Consider the following 16,754-nt stretch of genomic DNA (forward strand, 5'->3'; position numbering starts at 1 on the left):
TCGCTTTCCAATATGAACACAGACCCTTACGCTTGGATAGAGAAGGCCCTGGACACAGTTCGCCGTGCCGATTGGTATCGATCGCCACAATCGATCGAAAGTTCCCCTGGGCCTGTGGTAAAGTTATCAGGCCACAGCCTGATTAACTTTGCCAGCAACGATTATCTCGGACTTGCCGGCGATGACAGGTTAATTCAAGCTGCTATGGCTGCAACTAAGGAATTTGGTACGGGTGCGACGGGTTCGAGGTTGGTCAGCGGACACCGCGATTTGCACCGACAGCTAGAACAAGCTATGGCTAATTTAAAACAAACTGAAGATGCTTTAGTATTCAGTTCGGGATATTTGGCGAATCTAGGGGCGATCGCATCCGTTGTCGGCAAGCGCGATTTGATATTATCTGACAAGTACAACCATTCGAGCCTGAAAAACGGAGCCGCACTCAGCGGTGCAACTGCCATAGAGTACAGTCACTGCAATCTTGAGGATTTAACGGCAAAGTTAGAGCAAAATCGCGCCCGATACCGCAAGTGTTTAATTATTACCGATAGCGTTTTTAGCATGGATGGGGACTTGTGTCCGCTACCGCAGTTGTTGGCTGTGGCCGAAACCTTTAACTGCATGGTATTAGTAGATGAAGCTCACGCTACAGGAGTTTTCGGTGCTAGCGGTGCCGGTTGTGCAGAACATTTCGGGTGTACGGGAACACCACTGATTCAAGTGGGGACACTCAGCAAAGCTTTGGGAAGTTTAGGTGGTTACGTTGCGGGCTCTGCTGCTTTAATTGATTTTCTGCGTAATCGAGCTCCGAGTTGGATTTATACTACAGCATTGACGCCTGCTGATGCGGCGGCTGCTTTGGAAGCTGTGAGAATTGTACAGCAAGAACCAGAACGCCGAGTTCGGTTGCGACAAAATATCGAAACTTTCAAATATTGCGCGATTACCAATCACCAATTACCAATTAGCAATTCCCTCTCCCCAATTTTCAGTCTTCCGTTAAAAGATGCAGCCTCCGCTTTAACAGTCGGCAGCAAACTCAAGGAGATGGGTATTTTTGCTCCGGCGATTCGGCCTCCGACTGTAAGCGTGAGTCGAATTCGGATTTCGCTGATGGCAACTCACGAGCTCGCACACCTTCAGCAGTTGGTAGAGGCGCTGAAGCAAGTTTTGAGTTTGGAGTAAATGTTGGGTACGTACCGCGCACCGCTTGACTAAATGTAAATGTTGGGCATCGGGCATCGGGCATCGGGCATCGGGCATCGGCCTAATGACTACTGACTAATGACTAATGACTTCTGATTGTCAAGATATCGCTATTGACTTATGACCAATCTTATACAGGAGTTTGGTCGATCGGTCAATAACTGTAAATTTTTTGTAAATTTAGATACTTTTTGGAATTTAGCGCTATATTAGAGAAGTAGCAGGTACACCAAATTTAATATAAGGAACGTCCACCATGAACACAAATCGTCAAAACGTAAAAAAAGTAGCAGAAACCCACCGCGCTAACATTCACAAGCAACTGATGCACCGCATAGAAGTAGCGAGATCCAGTGGCAATCAAGATTTGGTTCGGGTGCTTGAAGAGGAAATGAGACAGCTTTAAAGAAGCTGCAACTAGAATTTGCCCGTAGTTTGGTTTAGAGGGTTGTGCGAGAAATGCAGAATTCCGGCAACCGCTACCTGTGAAGTTTTGACTCCTCTCTTAGTTGGTAGGAAAAATCCCGGTTTCTTCAAGAAACCGGGATTTTTTATTGAGAAGGAAGAAGAAAGAGGGAACACTCCTGCACGCACAAACTCTATCTGTAGAGTGCGCCTCGTCCCAAAAAGATTTGCCAAAAATAGAATGTTATGTCGGTAAGTTGAATCAGATATTTATGAATTTGCTGAGCAATGCGATTCATGCCTTGAATTGCTATGACCAAAAACGCACCTCGGAGCAAATTAAAAATGACCATAGTACGATTACGATTTGTACTTCTATGCTGAATTAGGATAGGGTAAGAATCGGTGTGAAAGACAATGGGCTGGGAATAACAAGCGAGGTAAGAACCGATCTATTTAGTCCTTTCTTTACAACTGAACCTGCGGGTCAAGACACTGGTTTGGGATGATCTGATTACCTATCAGATTGTGGTGGAGAAGCGTGGCGGAGATTTGAAGTGTTTATCACAGCCAAGAGAACCGGGTACATAATTTGTGATTGAGATTCCCATTAGGCAGAATAATCGGGTAGAGATGAAAGAAACTTAAGGGTAATTAAACAAAAAATTAGGGGAAAGCCTGGTACAGTCTATAATCGCGATCGCACTTCCCCAATTTCTCTGTAATTTCTGAAGTCTCCCAAACACCGAACGACCTCGCTGAAGCCCTCAATAGTAGATTTTCAGTGGTTTGTCAACTTGTCAGTGTCCCGCACTGGCACATGGTGAAGGCGTGAGGGCGCGATCGTGCCTTCACCATGTGCCAATTGCGTAAGTTTTGAACTAATAATTAATGACTAATGACTAATGATTACCTTCCTCCGACGACGACATTTTTAATCCGCAAATGGGGACCGCCGACGCTTACTGGCAAACCGCTTTGACCGCCTTTACCGCAACCGCCGTAAGCATAAACCGAGTCGTTTCCTATAGACTCAATATCCTTTAAAGTCTGAAATACATTGCCGCTTAAAGTGACATCGCTCACCGGTTCGGCTAATTTGCCGTCGCGAATCATGAATCCTTGAGCCGCCGCAAAGGTAAACATTTCGCCGTTGGTTTGTCCTCCCAACATCCGCACTGCATAAACTCCTTCGTCAATGTCCGCAACCATTTCGTCAAAAGAATGTTCGCCAGACTCGATCGCAGTATTAGTCATCCGCACCAAAGGCATAAAAGTAGCACTCAGAGCTCGGGCATTTCCCGTCGGACTTTCGCCCATTTTGCCCGCAGTCTCGCGATTGTGCATTCGAGCCGCTAAAACTCCATTTTTAATTAAATGCTTGCACTGAGCCGGCACGCCTTCGTCGTCATATTTTAAAGTTCCCGGTAATCCCGGCACAGTTGCGTCGTCAATTACATTTAATTGTTCGATCGCCACAGGCTTGCCCAAAGTCAACAATTCCTGCATTTTTGGGTTTTCGTAAATGCCGTCTGCTTCCGACAAATGCCCGAAAGCTTCGTGAATAAAAACCCCCGACAAATAAGGGTCTAAAATCACCGGATACTGACCGCCTTTCACCGATTTTGCCTCTAGTTGGCCTACAGCTCGAACGGCAGCACTCTTAACACGATCTTCAATATTTGTCAAGACATCGTAATCCGATCGCGAGTGAATCGACTCGAACCCTTGGCGGACGACACCACCCTCCCCACGGGCGATCGCCCCGAAACGCCCCGTCACGTCCAAGCGCTCTTGAGCGATGCAAGTACCTTGAGAATTCACAAAATAAGTAATCCCAAATCTGTCGCTGTAACCTGCCATTGTCGTCTGAATTCGCGGGTCATAATCTAACAGCAACTGGTTGTAAGATTCGAGCAATTTCCGCTTTTCGGCTAGAGTAATAGAGCGCGGGTCGCGGCCCAATTCCACCGCTACATAATCTTGAATCGGGGTGACATCTGCTAGTAAAGTTTTTTCGCTGCCAACCAAACGAGACTGCACTACAGCTTCTTCAATGCGGTCTTTTAACTCATCTAAACCGTTAAAAGTTACAAAACTCCAGCCACCTTTGTGACAGGCGCGGATGCCGCCGGCGAGACTAAAACTGCGGTTGACAGCATCTAACTGATGGCCGCGAAAACTAATCGCAGTTGACTCGCTTTGTTCGAGGCGAACTTCTAGATAATCTACGCGATCGCGGTAAGGTGCGATCGCTTCCATCAACTGTTCTTGCATCAAATTGCCCCTATGAATGATTAGCCGTAGCGCTGAAAAAAATTATTGCTAACCCTATTTTAGCTAATAACTCCCCTCTTTCGGGTGCGCGTTCCCCCACCGCTGTGGTGCGGGAGCATGGCGCGCCCTACCCGATCGAGGGCGAGTCAACCAATTTTAGATTTTAGATTTTAGATTTTAGATTTATCCCGTCCTCAGCCTGGGAAGGAATGAATCCGCGGGCTTTTTAGGAAAGATGCAAAGCTTTTTAAAGTCTCCGTCCTGAGTCTGCGAAAGAATTAATCCGGGGGCTTATGACCACATTACTTTCGGTCAGTCGATTGTAGATTTAAAACTTTTTCCATAGAATTAATGATGAGAGGCTTGGCGATCGCCCGCGTTCGACGGGTGTCCTCGAACACCACAAACTCGCGCCCGCTTGCGAAAAGCCCGGTATGCCGAAAATTTTGGATTGGCCTAGAGAAATCAAACTAAACTAAATCTATCTAAAGACGTAAAAAAATACCTTAACCCCCGGCAGATGGAATACTTTAAGGTTAAAAAATTCCAAATTTCACCGTATTTAGCAGCTATTTCGGCATCAATAGCAATTTTGGTCGGAGTTGGCATTTTAGATCGATCGGAACAGCGGCGGTTTTTTCACTACAACCGCGCTACCACGCTCGATCGCCTCAGCACAGTGCGTTCTAAGCTGGAAGGATCTTTGAATTCTCGCCTGTTTTTGATGCGGGGTTTGGGGGCTTACCTTTCCAATAACCCAAACATCACCGAAGCCGAGTTTACAGCGACGGCGAGAATTCTGGTGGGACAGCAACCGGGCATTCGCGCCATCACTTTAGTTAAAGGCACGACGGTCGCTTACATTTACCCGCGGGAGGGAAATGAAACGGCGATCGGGGTTGACTTGACGGCGCTACCCGAACATCGGGAAATGGTCCAAGAGGTTATCCGAACCAGAAAAACTTTGCTTGCCGGGCCCGTGAAATTATTGGAGGGGGACGAGACTTTCATCAGCCGCTCGCCGATTTTTCTCACACCCTCCGGCGCCGAGCCTGAAACAGGAGTTTACTGGGGCTTGACAGGTTTGATCATCGACAAAAATTCCCTGATTGAGGAAGCAGGACTGAACGACTCCTCAGCGAAGCTGCAATACGCTCTGCGGGGCAAAGACGGGAAGGGAGCATCCGGCCCTGTGTTTTTCGGTGACGGGTCAATTTTTCAGCACAATCCCGTGCTGCTGGAAGTGACTTTGCCCAACGGTTCCTGGGAGTTGGCAGCAATTCCGGCGGGAGGATGGCCTGCGAATTCGCCGTTTCGGGGCTGGCTGCTTTTTGGAGGTGGCTTACTGGCACTTTTGAGCGGGGCGGCGGTTTTTAACTGGGTGTACGGCCGTGCGAAACTGCGATCGAGCGAAGTTAAGTATCGGCAATTAGTTGAGAATGCTAACAGCATGATTGTCCAGTTAGACAGTGAAGGCAAGATTACTTTTTTTAACGAGTTTGCTGAAACTTTTTTCGGGTATGCAGAAGCAGAAATCATCGGCAAAAGTGCGATCGGCACAATTATACCGAAAACAGAGTTATTTGAAAGTGACCTCGCGACAAAGATTCGAGACTGTTTGGCACACCCGCAAAAATACTTCCAAAACGAAAATGAAAACATCCGCAGCAATGGAGAAAGGGTGTGGATAGCGTGGACAAATAAACCTTTACTAGATGCGAAGGGAAATGTGGCAGGACTGCTTTGTATCGGGACGGATATTAGCGATCGCAAACAAGCTGAAATCGCTCTACAAGCTTCTGAATCGGAACTTCGAGCTTTGTTCGCTGCCATGAACGATGTAATTTTTGAGCTCGATATTGAGGGACGGTTCCTGAAAGTTGCCCCGACCAATCCCCAATTATTGTACAAGCCGACGGCGGAATTTGCCGGTAAAAAAATTAACGATTTATTCGCTCCAGAAAAGGGAGAATTTTTTCTGGAGCAAATTCGCACCGCCCTCGCTACAAATCAAACCTGTACTTTTGAGTATCACCTGGAAATTGCCAGCGTACAAAAGTGGTTTGCCGGTACCATTTCGCCAATGAAAAAAAACACGGTTCTGTGGGTTGCCCGCGACATTACGGAGCGCAAGCAAGCTGAAAATTGGTTAACCGGTCAAAAACAAATTTTAGAAATGATTGCTAAGGGCGCTCCTCTTGGCGATACTTTAAATACCTTAGTTGAAATTATGGAGCTGCAATCTAGAGATGTCATCGGTTCGATATTGCTTCTAGCTCCAGACGGCAAACATTTACTCCACGGAGCCGCGCCCAGTTTACCCGACAGTTACAATGCTGCTATTCATGGCAGACCCATCGGCCCGGAGGTAGGCTCCTGCGGCACTGCTGCGTTTACCCGCCAACAGGTGATCGTTACAGATATTGCCAGCGACCCTTTGTGGGAAAATTATCGAGATTTAGCCTTGAGTTTTGGACTGAGAGCTTGCTTGTCTACTCCTATTTTCTCATCTCAGGGTCAAGTTTTGGGAACTTTTGGAATGTATTATTCCCAACCGTGCCACCCCCCAATTGTTGATCTGCAATTGATAGAAGCGGCGATGAATTTAGCAGGAATTGCGATCGAACGCAACCAGGCAGAAGAAAGTCTCAAACAGCTCAATCAAGAACTAGAAAATAGAGTCAAAGATAGAACTGCTCAATTGATGCAAACTGAAGAACGCTGGCAGTTAGCACTCAAAGGCAACAATGACGGCATTTGGGACTGGAACTTGCAAACAGGGGAACTATTCCTGTCCGACAGATTTAAAGAAATAACTGGATACGAACACAGCGAAACTCTCGATTACTTTGACGAATTGAACAGGGGTACGCATCCCGACGATTTAGCCTTAGTAATGCAAGCTCTCCAAGACCATTTAAACAAGAAAACGCCGCATTACATCATCGAATACCGCTGCTGGTGCTACAACAGCGCCTACAAATGGATATTGAGTCGGGGACAAGCTTTGTGGGACGCATCTGGAAAAGCAGTCCGCATGGTTGGTTCAATTACTGACATTACGGAGCGCAAACAAGCAGAGGAAGCACTACGGGAAAGCGAGGCAAGATTCCAAAAGCTGTCGGGTAATGTGCCGGGAGTAATTTATCAATTTGTATTGCGTACAGATAGCTCTTTCAGTTTCCCTTACATTAGTCCGGCTTGCCGAGAAATGTTTGAGCGAGAAGCCGAAGCTGTTATGCAAAATGCGGCTTTGATTACAGATTTAATTCATCCCGATGACCGCCAAAATCATGACGAATCCGTTGCTATTTCAGCCCAAACTTTGCAACCTTGGCACTGGGAAGGACGGTTCGTACTACCTTCCGGCAAAATTAGATGGTTTCAGATAATTTCGCGTCCTGAAGCTAAAGAAAACGGTGATATTATTTGGGACGCCATCGCCGTTGATGTTACGGATCGCAAACAAGCTGAGTTAGCTTTGCAAGAAAGTCAGCAGTTCATTCAAAAAGTAGCATCGGCTACTCCCGGTATTTTGTATCTCTACGACTTGGAAGAACAGCGAAATATCTACACTAATACTTCAATGATCCAGCTTTTGGGCTATACCAGCGACGACATTACAGCGATGGATTCGTCACTGATGCCTCAGTTAATACACCCCGAAGATTTGCCTAAAATTGTGAAACATCACGCCAGCTTTGCAGCAATTGAAGATGGCGAAACTAGGGAAATTGAGTACCGGGTGCGGGCAGTAGACGGTCAATTGTTGTGGCGGCAAAGTCGCGATACTATTTTTAGTAGGAATGGGGAGGGTCAGGCTAAGGTAATAATTGGAGTTTCCCAGGATATTACGACTCGCAAGCAAGCAGAGGAAGCACTGCGACAAAGCGAAGCGCGAGAAAGAGAAAAAGCTCGAGATTTAGAGTCGGCGCTCCTGGAATTGCGCTCTACTCAAACTCAGCTCATTCAAACTGAAAAAATGTCTTCTTTGGGGCAATTAGTTGCCGGGATTGCTCACGAAATTAATAATCCAGTTAACTTCATTTACGCTAATATTGATTATCTCAACCAGTATACAAAACAGTTGCTCGATCTGGTGAGTCTTTACGAACAGGAGTATCCCGAACCTAATTCACAAATTGTCGATCGCATTCAAGAGATTGATTTGGACTTCATGGCTGAGGATTTAAGAAAACTTGTGGGCTCGATGCAGGTAGGAACCGAGCGCATCCGGCAAATTGTGTTGTCCCTCCGAAATTTCTCGCGGCTGGACGAATCGGCAATGAAGCCGGTCGATATTCACGCGGGAATTGAAAGCACTTTGTTAATTTTGCAGCACCGCTTGAAGAGTCGGGAGAGTCGCCCGGAAATTGAAGTAGTTAAGGAGTTTGGAAAACTGCCACTGGTGGAGTGCTATGCGAGCCAACTGAATCAGGTTTTTATGAATATTATTGCTAATGGAATTGATGCTATTGAAGAACGATATCACCAGTTATCGGTTCCACAATCAGAGACAAAGAGTGGACGGATTGCTATTTCCACAGGTGTAACTCCCCAGAACACTGTTAGGGTAGAAATTTCGGACAACGGTACGGGAATTCCCGAGGGGATAGTCGATCGCATTTTTAACCCGTTTTTTACTACAAAAGCTGTGGGGAAAGGTACGGGTTTGGGAATGTCTATCGCGCACTCGATTGTGGTGGAAAAGCACCAGGGCAAGATTGACTGTATTTCGTCCATAGGATGCGGAACAACTTTTAAGATTGAGATTCCGATCGACAAAGTTGATAAATAGTAGGGTGCGCCAGTCGATTTGAGATTTGAGATTTGAGATTTGAGATTTTAGAATTAACTCCACAGTGGTAGGGTTCGTCAGTCGATTTTAGATTTGAGATTGAGTCCCCACTGCTAGTATGCGTCAGCAGTTATTGATTTTCAGGCGCGCCGCGATAAGCTGACGCACCCTACAAGTTAACGACTAAAATATACTGAAGCTGCTAACGAAGCGGTGCTGCATCAAACCTTTAATTGTATAAAAATTGACATGATGGGATTAATCCTGGAAGCCCTGCAAGCAATGGGACACAATGTCCGCTGGATGTCTTGGAATTTGTTTTTGGGTTTAGTACCGCTGGGCCTGAGTTTTTGGCTGTTCCGCAAACCTCGATCGCGCTGGCTGCTGTGGGGTACGGGCATTCTCCTGGGCGCTACTTTTTTGCCCAGTATGCGCCATGTTTTAGGCTATCTGAAGCACATTGTGCAAGATGTGGGCACAACTTACGTTTTGGGGGCGATCGCCATTACACTCGCATTGATGGCTGTAGACATCTGGGTACTGCGGCAGCGCGGAGTTCGCTCTCTCCGGTGGTGGGTCGGCTTTTTCTGGTTTATCGCATTCTTACCCAATGCCCCCTATGTTTTAACTGATATCATTCACCTGATTGAGCAGATTAAAGAGGGAAACTCGGTGTGGACTGTGACTCTAGCTTTGATCCCGCAGTATCTAGCGTTTATGCTAGCCGGGTTTGGGGCTTACGTGCTGTCGGTGATGAATTTGGGCTACTATTTGAAGCAACAGGGTTTGAGTAGATTTATCCTGGCAACGGAGATAACTATACACGCACTTTCGGCGATCGGCATTTATTTAGGGCGATTTATCCGCTTCAACACTTGGGACATTCTGACCAACCCCGATGCGCTAGTTAACACAGTAATGAACGATTTGATAGGCAAGCGTCCGGTTTTAGTAATGGCTGTCACTTTTCTAGTAATTGCTGTTTTGTATTGGCTAATGAAACAAGTAATTTTAGGGATTAGCCAACGATTTTACAGCAGTAAGTTGCAGTCGGACTTGGCCGGCGATAGCGCAACTTCTTCGAGCTAGAGCGATTTGAGATTTGAGATTAAAGAATTGATTCAACAGATGAATCTAAGAGCTTGAAGTAAGCTCCCCCATTTTTTCTCTCCACCACTTAACTCGGAAAACAAGTTTCCGTGTGTGGGTGAGACAAATTTTTTCGCCAAACTCCCAAATAAATTACTGCTGCATTTTGTCACAAAACTTGATATGTTAGAACAGTCAAAGTAGTTTTGTAAACAGCAAAGATGAATCGATTTGACCGTCAGTTGTGGCAGAGATTTATTGCGATCGCCCAACCTTACTTTTATCCTTTAGAGCCTGGGGGAGGCAGAATCTTTTTAGGATTAGTAGCGCTGTTGTTGATATTTCTCTTCGCTGCGATGTTTGTGTTCGTCAGCGCTGTATGTTTGGGTACTCAAGTCTTATTCCCAGAGGCTTTTAATGGAGTTGCGGCTGGTTTAGCTACTTTAATCAAAGGAATTATCTACTCACCGAAAATTGCGATCGTTGGTTTAATGCTAATCCTCCCGCTAGCTGCTTTTGTCTTTTTTAGAAGCAAGTTGATCCCGCGCTGGAAACAGTGGATCATGTTAGCTCTGCTGGTATTTTTGTCGCTGTCTGTTAGCGGGATTAACGTAATTATTAGCTATATTAGTAATTTTTTCACGACAGCGCTGGCTGAAAAAGATCAGATTACTTTTTGGCGGTTTATGTGGGTTTATGCTGGAGTTTTTATTATCGCTACCCCGATAGTTGTTATTTACGAGTATACCCAAGATAAACTGGGATTATACTGGCGAGAGTGGATGACTGATAGTTTCCTGGGTAGTTATTTTCAAAACCGCGCTTATTACGAAATCAATTCTCAGAAGAAAATTGACAATCCCGACCAGCGGATTGCTGAAGATATCAAATCTTTCACTAGCACAAGTTTAGAGTTTTTGCTGCTGATATTGGGGGCAATTATCGATATTATTTCTTTTACCGGCATTCTGTGGTCTATTTCCAAAGGTCTTTCGATCGGACTAATTATTTACGCTGTCTTTGGCACGACAGTCATGATATTTTTTGGCAAAAAATTGATATTTTTGAACTTCAATCAGCTCTCCACAGAGGCTGACTTTCGCTATGGATTGGTTCACATTCGGGATAATGCAGAATCAATTGCTTTTTACCGGGGAGAAGCACAGGAATCGGTTCAGGTAAAACACCGATTTTTAGCAGCAGTTCGGAACTTTAATTTCCTAATTGGTTGGCAGCGAAGTCTGGGATATTTTAGAGTTAGCTATAGATATGCAACTTATATTATCCCCTCTTTATTCCTGGCTTCTATCTATTTTGCGGGTGAGATCAGATACGGCGATATCACTCAAGCTGAATTTGCTTTTCGTCAGGTTTCAGAAGCATTTTCTTTGGTGGTATATAGGATTGAAAGTTTGAGTTTTTTTGCAGCCGGCATTAATCGTTTAGCCACGTTCAATGAGGCTCTAAGAGATGAAAAAAGTGCTGTAAAACTAGACTTCAGAACAATCGATACAGTTATAAGTTCGCCATTGACACTGGAACACGTTACTTTAGATACTCCGCAGCATCAAAAGACTTTGATTAGGGATTTGTCGGTAGCCGTGTCGCCCGGTGAAGGACTGTTAATTGTCGGGCAAAGCGGTGCTGGGAAGAGTTCTTTGCTGCGGGCAATTGCGGGTTTGTGGGAATCGGGAACGGGCCGTTTGGCGCGGCCCGAATTGGACGAAATGCTGTTTTTGCCGCAGCGTCCTTATATGATTTTGGGGAGTTTGCGATCGCAACTTCTCTATCCCAACACCAGCAGCGAGGTTGATGAGGAAAAATTGCGCCGCGTTTTGGCATCCGTAAACTTAGCAGATTTGCCTGACAGATTGGGCGGTTTTGATGCGGATTTAGATTGGGGTGAGATTTTGTCGCTGGGAGAACAGCAACGTTTAGGTTTTGCTAGATTGTTATTGACGGAACCGAGATATACTATTTTGGATGAGGCGACAAGTGCTTTGGATTTGAAGAACGAGCAACATTTATACGAGCAGTTGCAAGCCACTAAAACTACGTTTGTGAGTGTCGGCCACCGATTGAGCTTAGTGAAATATCACCAGCAGGTTTTGGAACTTCTGGGCGATGGGAGTTGGCGGCTGCTTTCGGCCCAAGAATACCGCGCTAGTGCGACAAATTTTAGCTGATACAGCCCTGCTTTCAAGAATTGTGAATTTACCCGGTTGTTGGTTCGCGGTGGGTTGTGGTGCGGTTGGAGATTTATGGTTGGGTGCTATAAATTAAGCGTCGCGCCTCCACTCTACAATAGGTTTTAGGGGTAGGGAAATAGCAACAATTAATGCAGATTAACTCCCCCCTTTCTCATACCATCTTAGATTAAAGGATTAAAGAATTGAGAATGACTGATTGTGTATTGGTTTGGATCAGGGGCCTAGAGTTGCATTTTTTTAAACTGGTATCACAATCGATAATTGGGTATAAATATCTAAAACTGCCCAAACAACAAAAAGCAAGCTGAACGTTAGTAGATTCGATTCAATTGCTCGCCTGCGAGAACTCACACAATATAATAGAAGATAGATTTTTAGTATAGACGAGATTCCTACCTTGACTACTCCGATTCCTCAAAACTTTGTGCAAACGATCGCCAAACAGCGCGGTGTCACAGATGCCGAGTTAGAAACTGTGTTTATGGCTCTCGACGGTCAATCTACAGCGACCATCGCCACAAAGCTTGGCATTAGCGACATCGCCGTTCGCAAAAGACTCGGCGAAGTTTACAAAAAGTTTCAGATCGGGGGGAACGGCCCTGGAAAGCTTTCGGAATTGAGGCATCAGTTGCTGTTTTCATACCACATCGATCAGGGAACGAGCGATTTTAGTGGAGGTAAAGGCTCTCTATTGAAGATGGCGATTGGACACCGACAGGAAGATTGGGGCCAAGCACCGGATGTTTCGGTTTTTTACGGACGGACTGAAGAATTAACTACTTTAAAGCAGTGGATTGTATCAGATAATTGTCGCCTGGTAGCGCTGCTTGGTTTGGCTGGTAGTGGCAAAACAACTCTGTCGGTGCAGTTGGCAAAACAGGTACAGAATGAGTTTGATTTTGTGATTTGGCGATCGCTGCGATCGACACCCGCACCATCCGACTTTCTAGGGAGCTTAATTCAACTTTTTTCTAACCAACAAAAACCCGATGTACCCATCGACCTCAACAGCAAAATTTCGCGCTTGGTCGAGTATCTGCGGAAACACCGCTGTCTGGTAATTTTAGACGATTTTGAAGCCGTTCTCAGACCCGAAGAATTAGCGGGGCACTACCGGGAAGGCTACGAAGGATATCGAGATTTAATCGTGCGGCTGTGTGAGGTCAATCACAATAGCTGTTTACTGCTAGTTAGTTCGGAAGAGCCTACGGAACTGGCTTTGCTGGCGGGAGAAAAAGTGCGGTCTTTAAAACCTGCTATTTCCGAGGAAATAGCGCGGGAAATTTTCCAAGAAAAAGGTTTGTTGCCTCAAGCTCAAGAGTTGGAAATCTTGTTATCCCGGTACGGAGGCAATCTGTTAGCATTAAAGATTGTAGCTACAACAATTAATGAGTTTTTCGAGGGAAATGTTTTAAAGTTTTTGGAAGCAACGGCGTTATTTATTGAAGAACATATCAGCAATTTGCTGGCGCAGCAGTTCGATAGAATGTCTAGTTCTGAACAAGAGATTGCCTACTGGATTGCTATTGCTCAAAACCCAGTTTCCCTGGCGACTTTGCGAGAGCTGATGTTGGTCAATTCATCGCTTTCGGATTTGCTGAAAAATCTCGATTCTCTGGGTCGTCGCTCGCTCATTGACAAAATTAGTGAGGGCGGGGAAACTGTTTTTATGCTTCAGCCTTTGATCGTGCAATATGTGACCGACCGATTAGTCGATCAGATTCGAGCGGAGGTTTTGGAGACGGTTAAGACCCAAGGAATAGAAAGAATGCGGCTGTTGAAAACTCACAAATTGAGCATCAAAATTGCTAAAAAGAAAGGGAATAAAGGCGAGCCCATTAGCTCTATTTTAGAATTAGTAAAAAATCGGCTGCAAGTTGTGTTGGCGAAAACTACAGGCTTTGAAAAACCGCTAAATATCCTGACCGAAGTTGCCTCTGATCTGGAGGATAAATCGATTCTTGAGGTGGGATATGCTAGGGAGAATCTGGCGCAGATTATTTCAGAAATTCAGTGCTAACAAAAAGGCGATCGCCCTTTGACAAAAGCGATCGCCCAATTATCAACAAAAACAGAATTCGGTAAAATTATTTGACAATGCCAAAAACCGATGCAGATTCAGACCGTGTAATTTTGTCCAAAGCAGGCGATTTTTGAGCTTGGGCAATTTTGGGAACCAAAAGTTGATTCGCATAAATCCGAGGATTTTGTTGAGCAATTTGGATGTAAGATTGGCGGACTTCTGCGTTGACTGCGACAGTCTTGGCATCGTAGACTTGCATCGCCATGTTGGGATAAAAACCAATGCCGACAATCGGTATCAAAAAGCAAAATGCGATCGCCACTTCCCGAGGTTTAGCATCAATAAACGGTGCATCACCAGGCAAAACGCAACTATTACCAAAACAAACCGCTTCATCCAGATTGTTTCTCTGATTCTGCAAATTTAGATCCTCAAGGTCGCAAGCCGCGAGTGTCCCACAGTTGTAAAATAACTGTCGCAGCATCGAGAGCAAATAAATCGGCGTCAAAATCAGTCCTACTGCCGCCAGGAACACTGTCACCGCGCGGAAAGAACCGCTGTACATATCGCTAGTTGCGACGCCCACAAACACTGACAATTCGCTAGCAAAACCGCTCATTCCGGGGAGTGCCAAGGATGCCATCGCGCCTGCGGTAAACAAAGCAAACACTTTCGGCATGACTTTCCCAATCTCGCCCATCTCGTCCATGATCATTGTATGGGTGCGATCGTAAGTAACGCCAGCCAGGAAAAACAATACTGAGGCGATTAAACCGTGGGAAATCATTTGCAACAGCGCCCCGTTGATTCCCAAATCCGTGAAGGAAGCAATACCCAACAACACGAATCCCATGTGAGAAATCGACGAATTCGCTAGGCGGCGCTTCATGTTGGATTGACCGAAGGAATTCAGCGCGCCGTAGATAATGTTGACCACGCCCAGCACCGCCATAATCGGTGCAAAGTAAACGTGTGCTTGGGGAAGAAGTTCCAAATTCAGGCGAATCAGTCCGTATCCGCCCATTTTCAGCAATACGCCGGCCAGAATCATCGACACGGGAGAAGATGCTTCGCCGTGGGCATCAGGTAGCCAAGTGTGGAAGGGGAAAATCGCCAGTTTCACACCGAAGGCAATTAACAATCCCGCATAAAGCAGTAATTCTAAACCCAGTGGGTAGTCCTTCAAGCCAAGTTCTACCATGTCGAAGGTGGGGGTGCCTCCGCCGTAGAATGCCATTGCTAAGGCCGCTATCAAAATAAAGATGGAAGCGCCTGCGGTGTAAATCAAGAATTTGGTAGCTGCGTAGCGACGGTTTTGTCCGCCCCAAATCGAGATTAGGAGGTACACCGGAATTAGTTCGAGTTCCCAGACAATGAACAACAGCATGATGTCTTGGGCGACGAAGACTCCTATTTGTGCGGAGTACATCACCAGCATTAGGAAGTAGAAGAGTCGTGGCTTGCGATCGACTTCCCAGGCTGCAAAGATTGATAGTGTCGTCACCAATCCCGCCAACAGTACCAACGGCACAGACAGTCCGTCAACCGAAACAGACCAGTTGAGGCCTAAAGAAGGTATCCAGGGATATTGTTCTACGATTTGGAAACTAGAGATGCTTGGATCGTAATGAGTCCAAAACACCCAGCACATTAATACAAAATCTGCAATGCCTACGCCTAGGGCATACCAGCGAATGGTTTTGCCGTCTGTATCCGGCAGAAAAGGGATGGCGAGGGAAGCGAGGAGGGGTAGGATGACAATTGCGGTCAGCCAAGGAAATTGATCCGCTATCATAGTGAGAATAAATACTTAGTGGGAAGTTACCAAAATTATAATACTAAATTTAATTAAAACTTAAGATTTATTCATAAATATTTTTTATATCCAGATAAATGGGGGTTACAATATCACGAGTTGCTACACACGTCAATTGATTTTTGATTTTCGATTTAGGACTTACGAACAACAAAATATAGCGTTTTGTAGGCGCAATCTGCCTGGGGTTGCGCCTATTGTGGTAGATGGTTGGGTAAGTCCTGTGTATTAAGGGCGATCGCAAATTAGCTTTCAATCAGCGTTCAATCTGGATCAACTCCCAATTCGCGCAACTTAGCCGCCAATCGTTCAGCCCTTTGGCCTTCCTGGTCAGCCCTTTGCCTTTCTTGCTCAGCCCTTTGCCTTTCTTGCTCAGCTTGTTCTGAACTCCACACCAACAAATTACCTAAATTATCCCACCAGCGCAGCCAGTTGATGGTTTGCTCTGCTTCCGAGAGAAACTCCTTCACGATGATCGCCACATTAGCACCATCAGTATTAGGAGTATAACTACGGCGAATTACCCCATCTACTAGAGGATGCACTTCCGGCACATAAAACCAGTCTGGAGCTTTGACCACAATGTTTTTATTGATAGTTGCGACTAGCCCCAAATTAGAGCTGATCAGCATTTCTGGCTAGATACATCCTGCGGCTCCCAGTGCATCGGTGAGAGCAGCCGCGAGAGAAGGTTGTTGAGTATTTTCCACAGGATCGTCGGGTAATACGAAGTTAGCTGGTAGGGGTTCCCAGGTGACGGTTGGTTTGGCTTTGATAGACGGAGCTTCGAGTACCATTGTATTAACCTTCAACCAGAAATCTTTGTGTAAATTTGTCTATTTTAACTCAAGTTGCTAGTACAGCTCGGCGTAAGTAGACAGACTATATTTGTGGTAGAATAACATAGTTAGTTTAGACCAGTTTCGGTAG

9 protein-coding genes and 1 pseudogene are annotated in these 16,754 nt (G+C 45.7%); 6 read left to right on the forward strand and 4 right to left on the reverse strand.

The window, feature by feature from the left end; all coding sequences use genetic code 11:
• The first annotated feature begins 12 nt into the window (after nucleotides 1-12).
• A complete protein-coding gene (gene bioF / locus QUA90_RS25115; RefSeq protein WP_333448227.1) occupies nucleotides 13-1,185 on the forward strand; it encodes an 8-amino-7-oxononanoate synthase in 1,173 nt (390 codons plus the stop codon).
• Nucleotides 1,186-1,462: 277 nt separating this feature from the next.
• Nucleotides 1,463-1,612 carry an arginine synthesis PII-interacting regulator PirA gene (gene pirA / locus QUA90_RS25120; protein WP_172185012.1) on the forward strand — a complete coding sequence of 50 codons (150 nt, stop codon included), beginning with the start codon at nucleotides 1,463-1,465 and terminating at the stop codon, nucleotides 1,610-1,612.
• Between the two features lie 193 nt (nucleotides 1,613-1,805).
• Here the strand turns inward: pirA and QUA90_RS25125 are convergent, their stop codons facing one another.
• Both QUA90_RS25125 and QUA90_RS25130 read right to left on the reverse strand, forming a co-directional pair.
• Nucleotides 1,806-1,964 (reverse strand): hypothetical protein, encoded by a 159-nt coding sequence (locus tag QUA90_RS25125; RefSeq protein ID WP_333085104.1) that lies wholly within the window; start codon nucleotides 1,962-1,964, stop codon nucleotides 1,806-1,808.
• A 556-nt stretch (nucleotides 1,965-2,520) separates the two neighbouring features.
• A complete protein-coding gene (locus QUA90_RS25130; RefSeq protein ID WP_333448228.1) occupies nucleotides 2,521-3,888 on the reverse strand; it encodes a TldD/PmbA family protein in 1,368 nt (455 codons plus the stop codon).
• Between the two features lie 520 nt (nucleotides 3,889-4,408).
• Between QUA90_RS25130 and QUA90_RS25135 the strand changes: the two genes are divergently transcribed.
• The 4 genes from QUA90_RS25135 (at nucleotide 4,409) to QUA90_RS25150 (ending at nucleotide 14,005) form a co-directional block, all read left to right on the forward strand.
• On the forward strand, nucleotides 4,409-8,686 hold the full coding sequence (locus tag QUA90_RS25135; protein ID WP_333448229.1) for a PAS domain S-box protein: 4,278 nt from the start codon (nucleotides 4,409-4,411) through the stop codon (nucleotides 8,684-8,686).
• 249 nt (nucleotides 8,687-8,935) lie between these two features.
• Nucleotides 8,936-9,775, forward strand: a complete 840-nt coding sequence (locus QUA90_RS25140; RefSeq protein ID WP_333326111.1) for a DUF1361 domain-containing protein — start codon at nucleotides 8,936-8,938, stop codon at nucleotides 9,773-9,775.
• A gap of 221 nt (nucleotides 9,776-9,996) precedes the next feature.
• Nucleotides 9,997-11,961: an ABC transporter ATP-binding protein/permease gene (locus tag QUA90_RS25145; protein WP_333448230.1), complete on the forward strand. Its 1,965-nt coding sequence runs from the start codon at nucleotides 9,997-9,999 to the stop codon at nucleotides 11,959-11,961.
• Nucleotides 11,962-12,382: 421 nt separating this feature from the next.
• Nucleotides 12,383-14,005, forward strand: coding sequence for an NB-ARC domain-containing protein (locus QUA90_RS25150; RefSeq protein WP_333448231.1), 1,623 nt, complete (start codon nucleotides 12,383-12,385; stop codon nucleotides 14,003-14,005).
• Nucleotides 14,006-14,072: 67 nt separating this feature from the next.
• Here the strand turns inward: QUA90_RS25150 and QUA90_RS25155 are convergent, their stop codons facing one another.
• Both QUA90_RS25155 and QUA90_RS25160 read right to left on the reverse strand, forming a co-directional pair.
• The gene (locus tag QUA90_RS25155) at nucleotides 14,073-15,803 is read right to left on the reverse strand and encodes an NAD(P)H-quinone oxidoreductase subunit 4 (protein ID WP_333083440.1); all 1,731 of its coding nucleotides are present in this window, start codon (nucleotides 15,801-15,803) and stop codon (nucleotides 14,073-14,075) included.
• Between the two features lie 284 nt (nucleotides 15,804-16,087).
• A pseudogene (locus QUA90_RS25160) lies at nucleotides 16,088-16,621 on the reverse strand (hypothetical protein).
• Nucleotides 16,622-16,754: the final 133 nt, after the last annotated feature.

The organism is Microcoleus sp. D3_18_C4, assembly GCF_036702355.1.
GTDB lineage: Bacteria > Cyanobacteriota > Cyanobacteriia > Cyanobacteriales > Microcoleaceae > Microcoleus.

Bases quoted from the DNA above. Each gene is read 5' to 3' on its own strand.
- pirA (WP_172185012.1), top strand. From the start codon at position 1,463: ATGAACACAAATCGTCAAAACGTAAAAAAAGTAGCAGAAACCCACCGC.
- QUA90_RS25125 (WP_333085104.1), bottom strand. From the start codon at position 1,964: ATGGTCATTTTTAATTTGCTCCGAGGTGCGTTTTTGGTCATAGCAATT.
- QUA90_RS25155 (WP_333083440.1), bottom strand. From the start codon at position 15,803: ATGATAGCGGATCAATTTCCTTGGCTGACCGCAATTGTCATCCTACCC.
- QUA90_RS25145 (WP_333448230.1), top strand. From the start codon at position 9,997: ATGAATCGATTTGACCGTCAGTTGTGGCAGAGATTTATTGCGATCGCC.
- QUA90_RS25130 (WP_333448228.1), bottom strand. From the start codon at position 3,888: ATGCAAGAACAGTTGATGGAAGCGATCGCACCTTACCGCGATCGCGTA.
- QUA90_RS25140 (WP_333326111.1), top strand. From the start codon at position 8,936: ATGATGGGATTAATCCTGGAAGCCCTGCAAGCAATGGGACACAATGTC.
- QUA90_RS25135 (WP_333448229.1), top strand. From the start codon at position 4,409: ATGGAATACTTTAAGGTTAAAAAATTCCAAATTTCACCGTATTTAGCA.
- bioF (WP_333448227.1), top strand. From the start codon at position 13: ATGAACACAGACCCTTACGCTTGGATAGAGAAGGCCCTGGACACAGTT.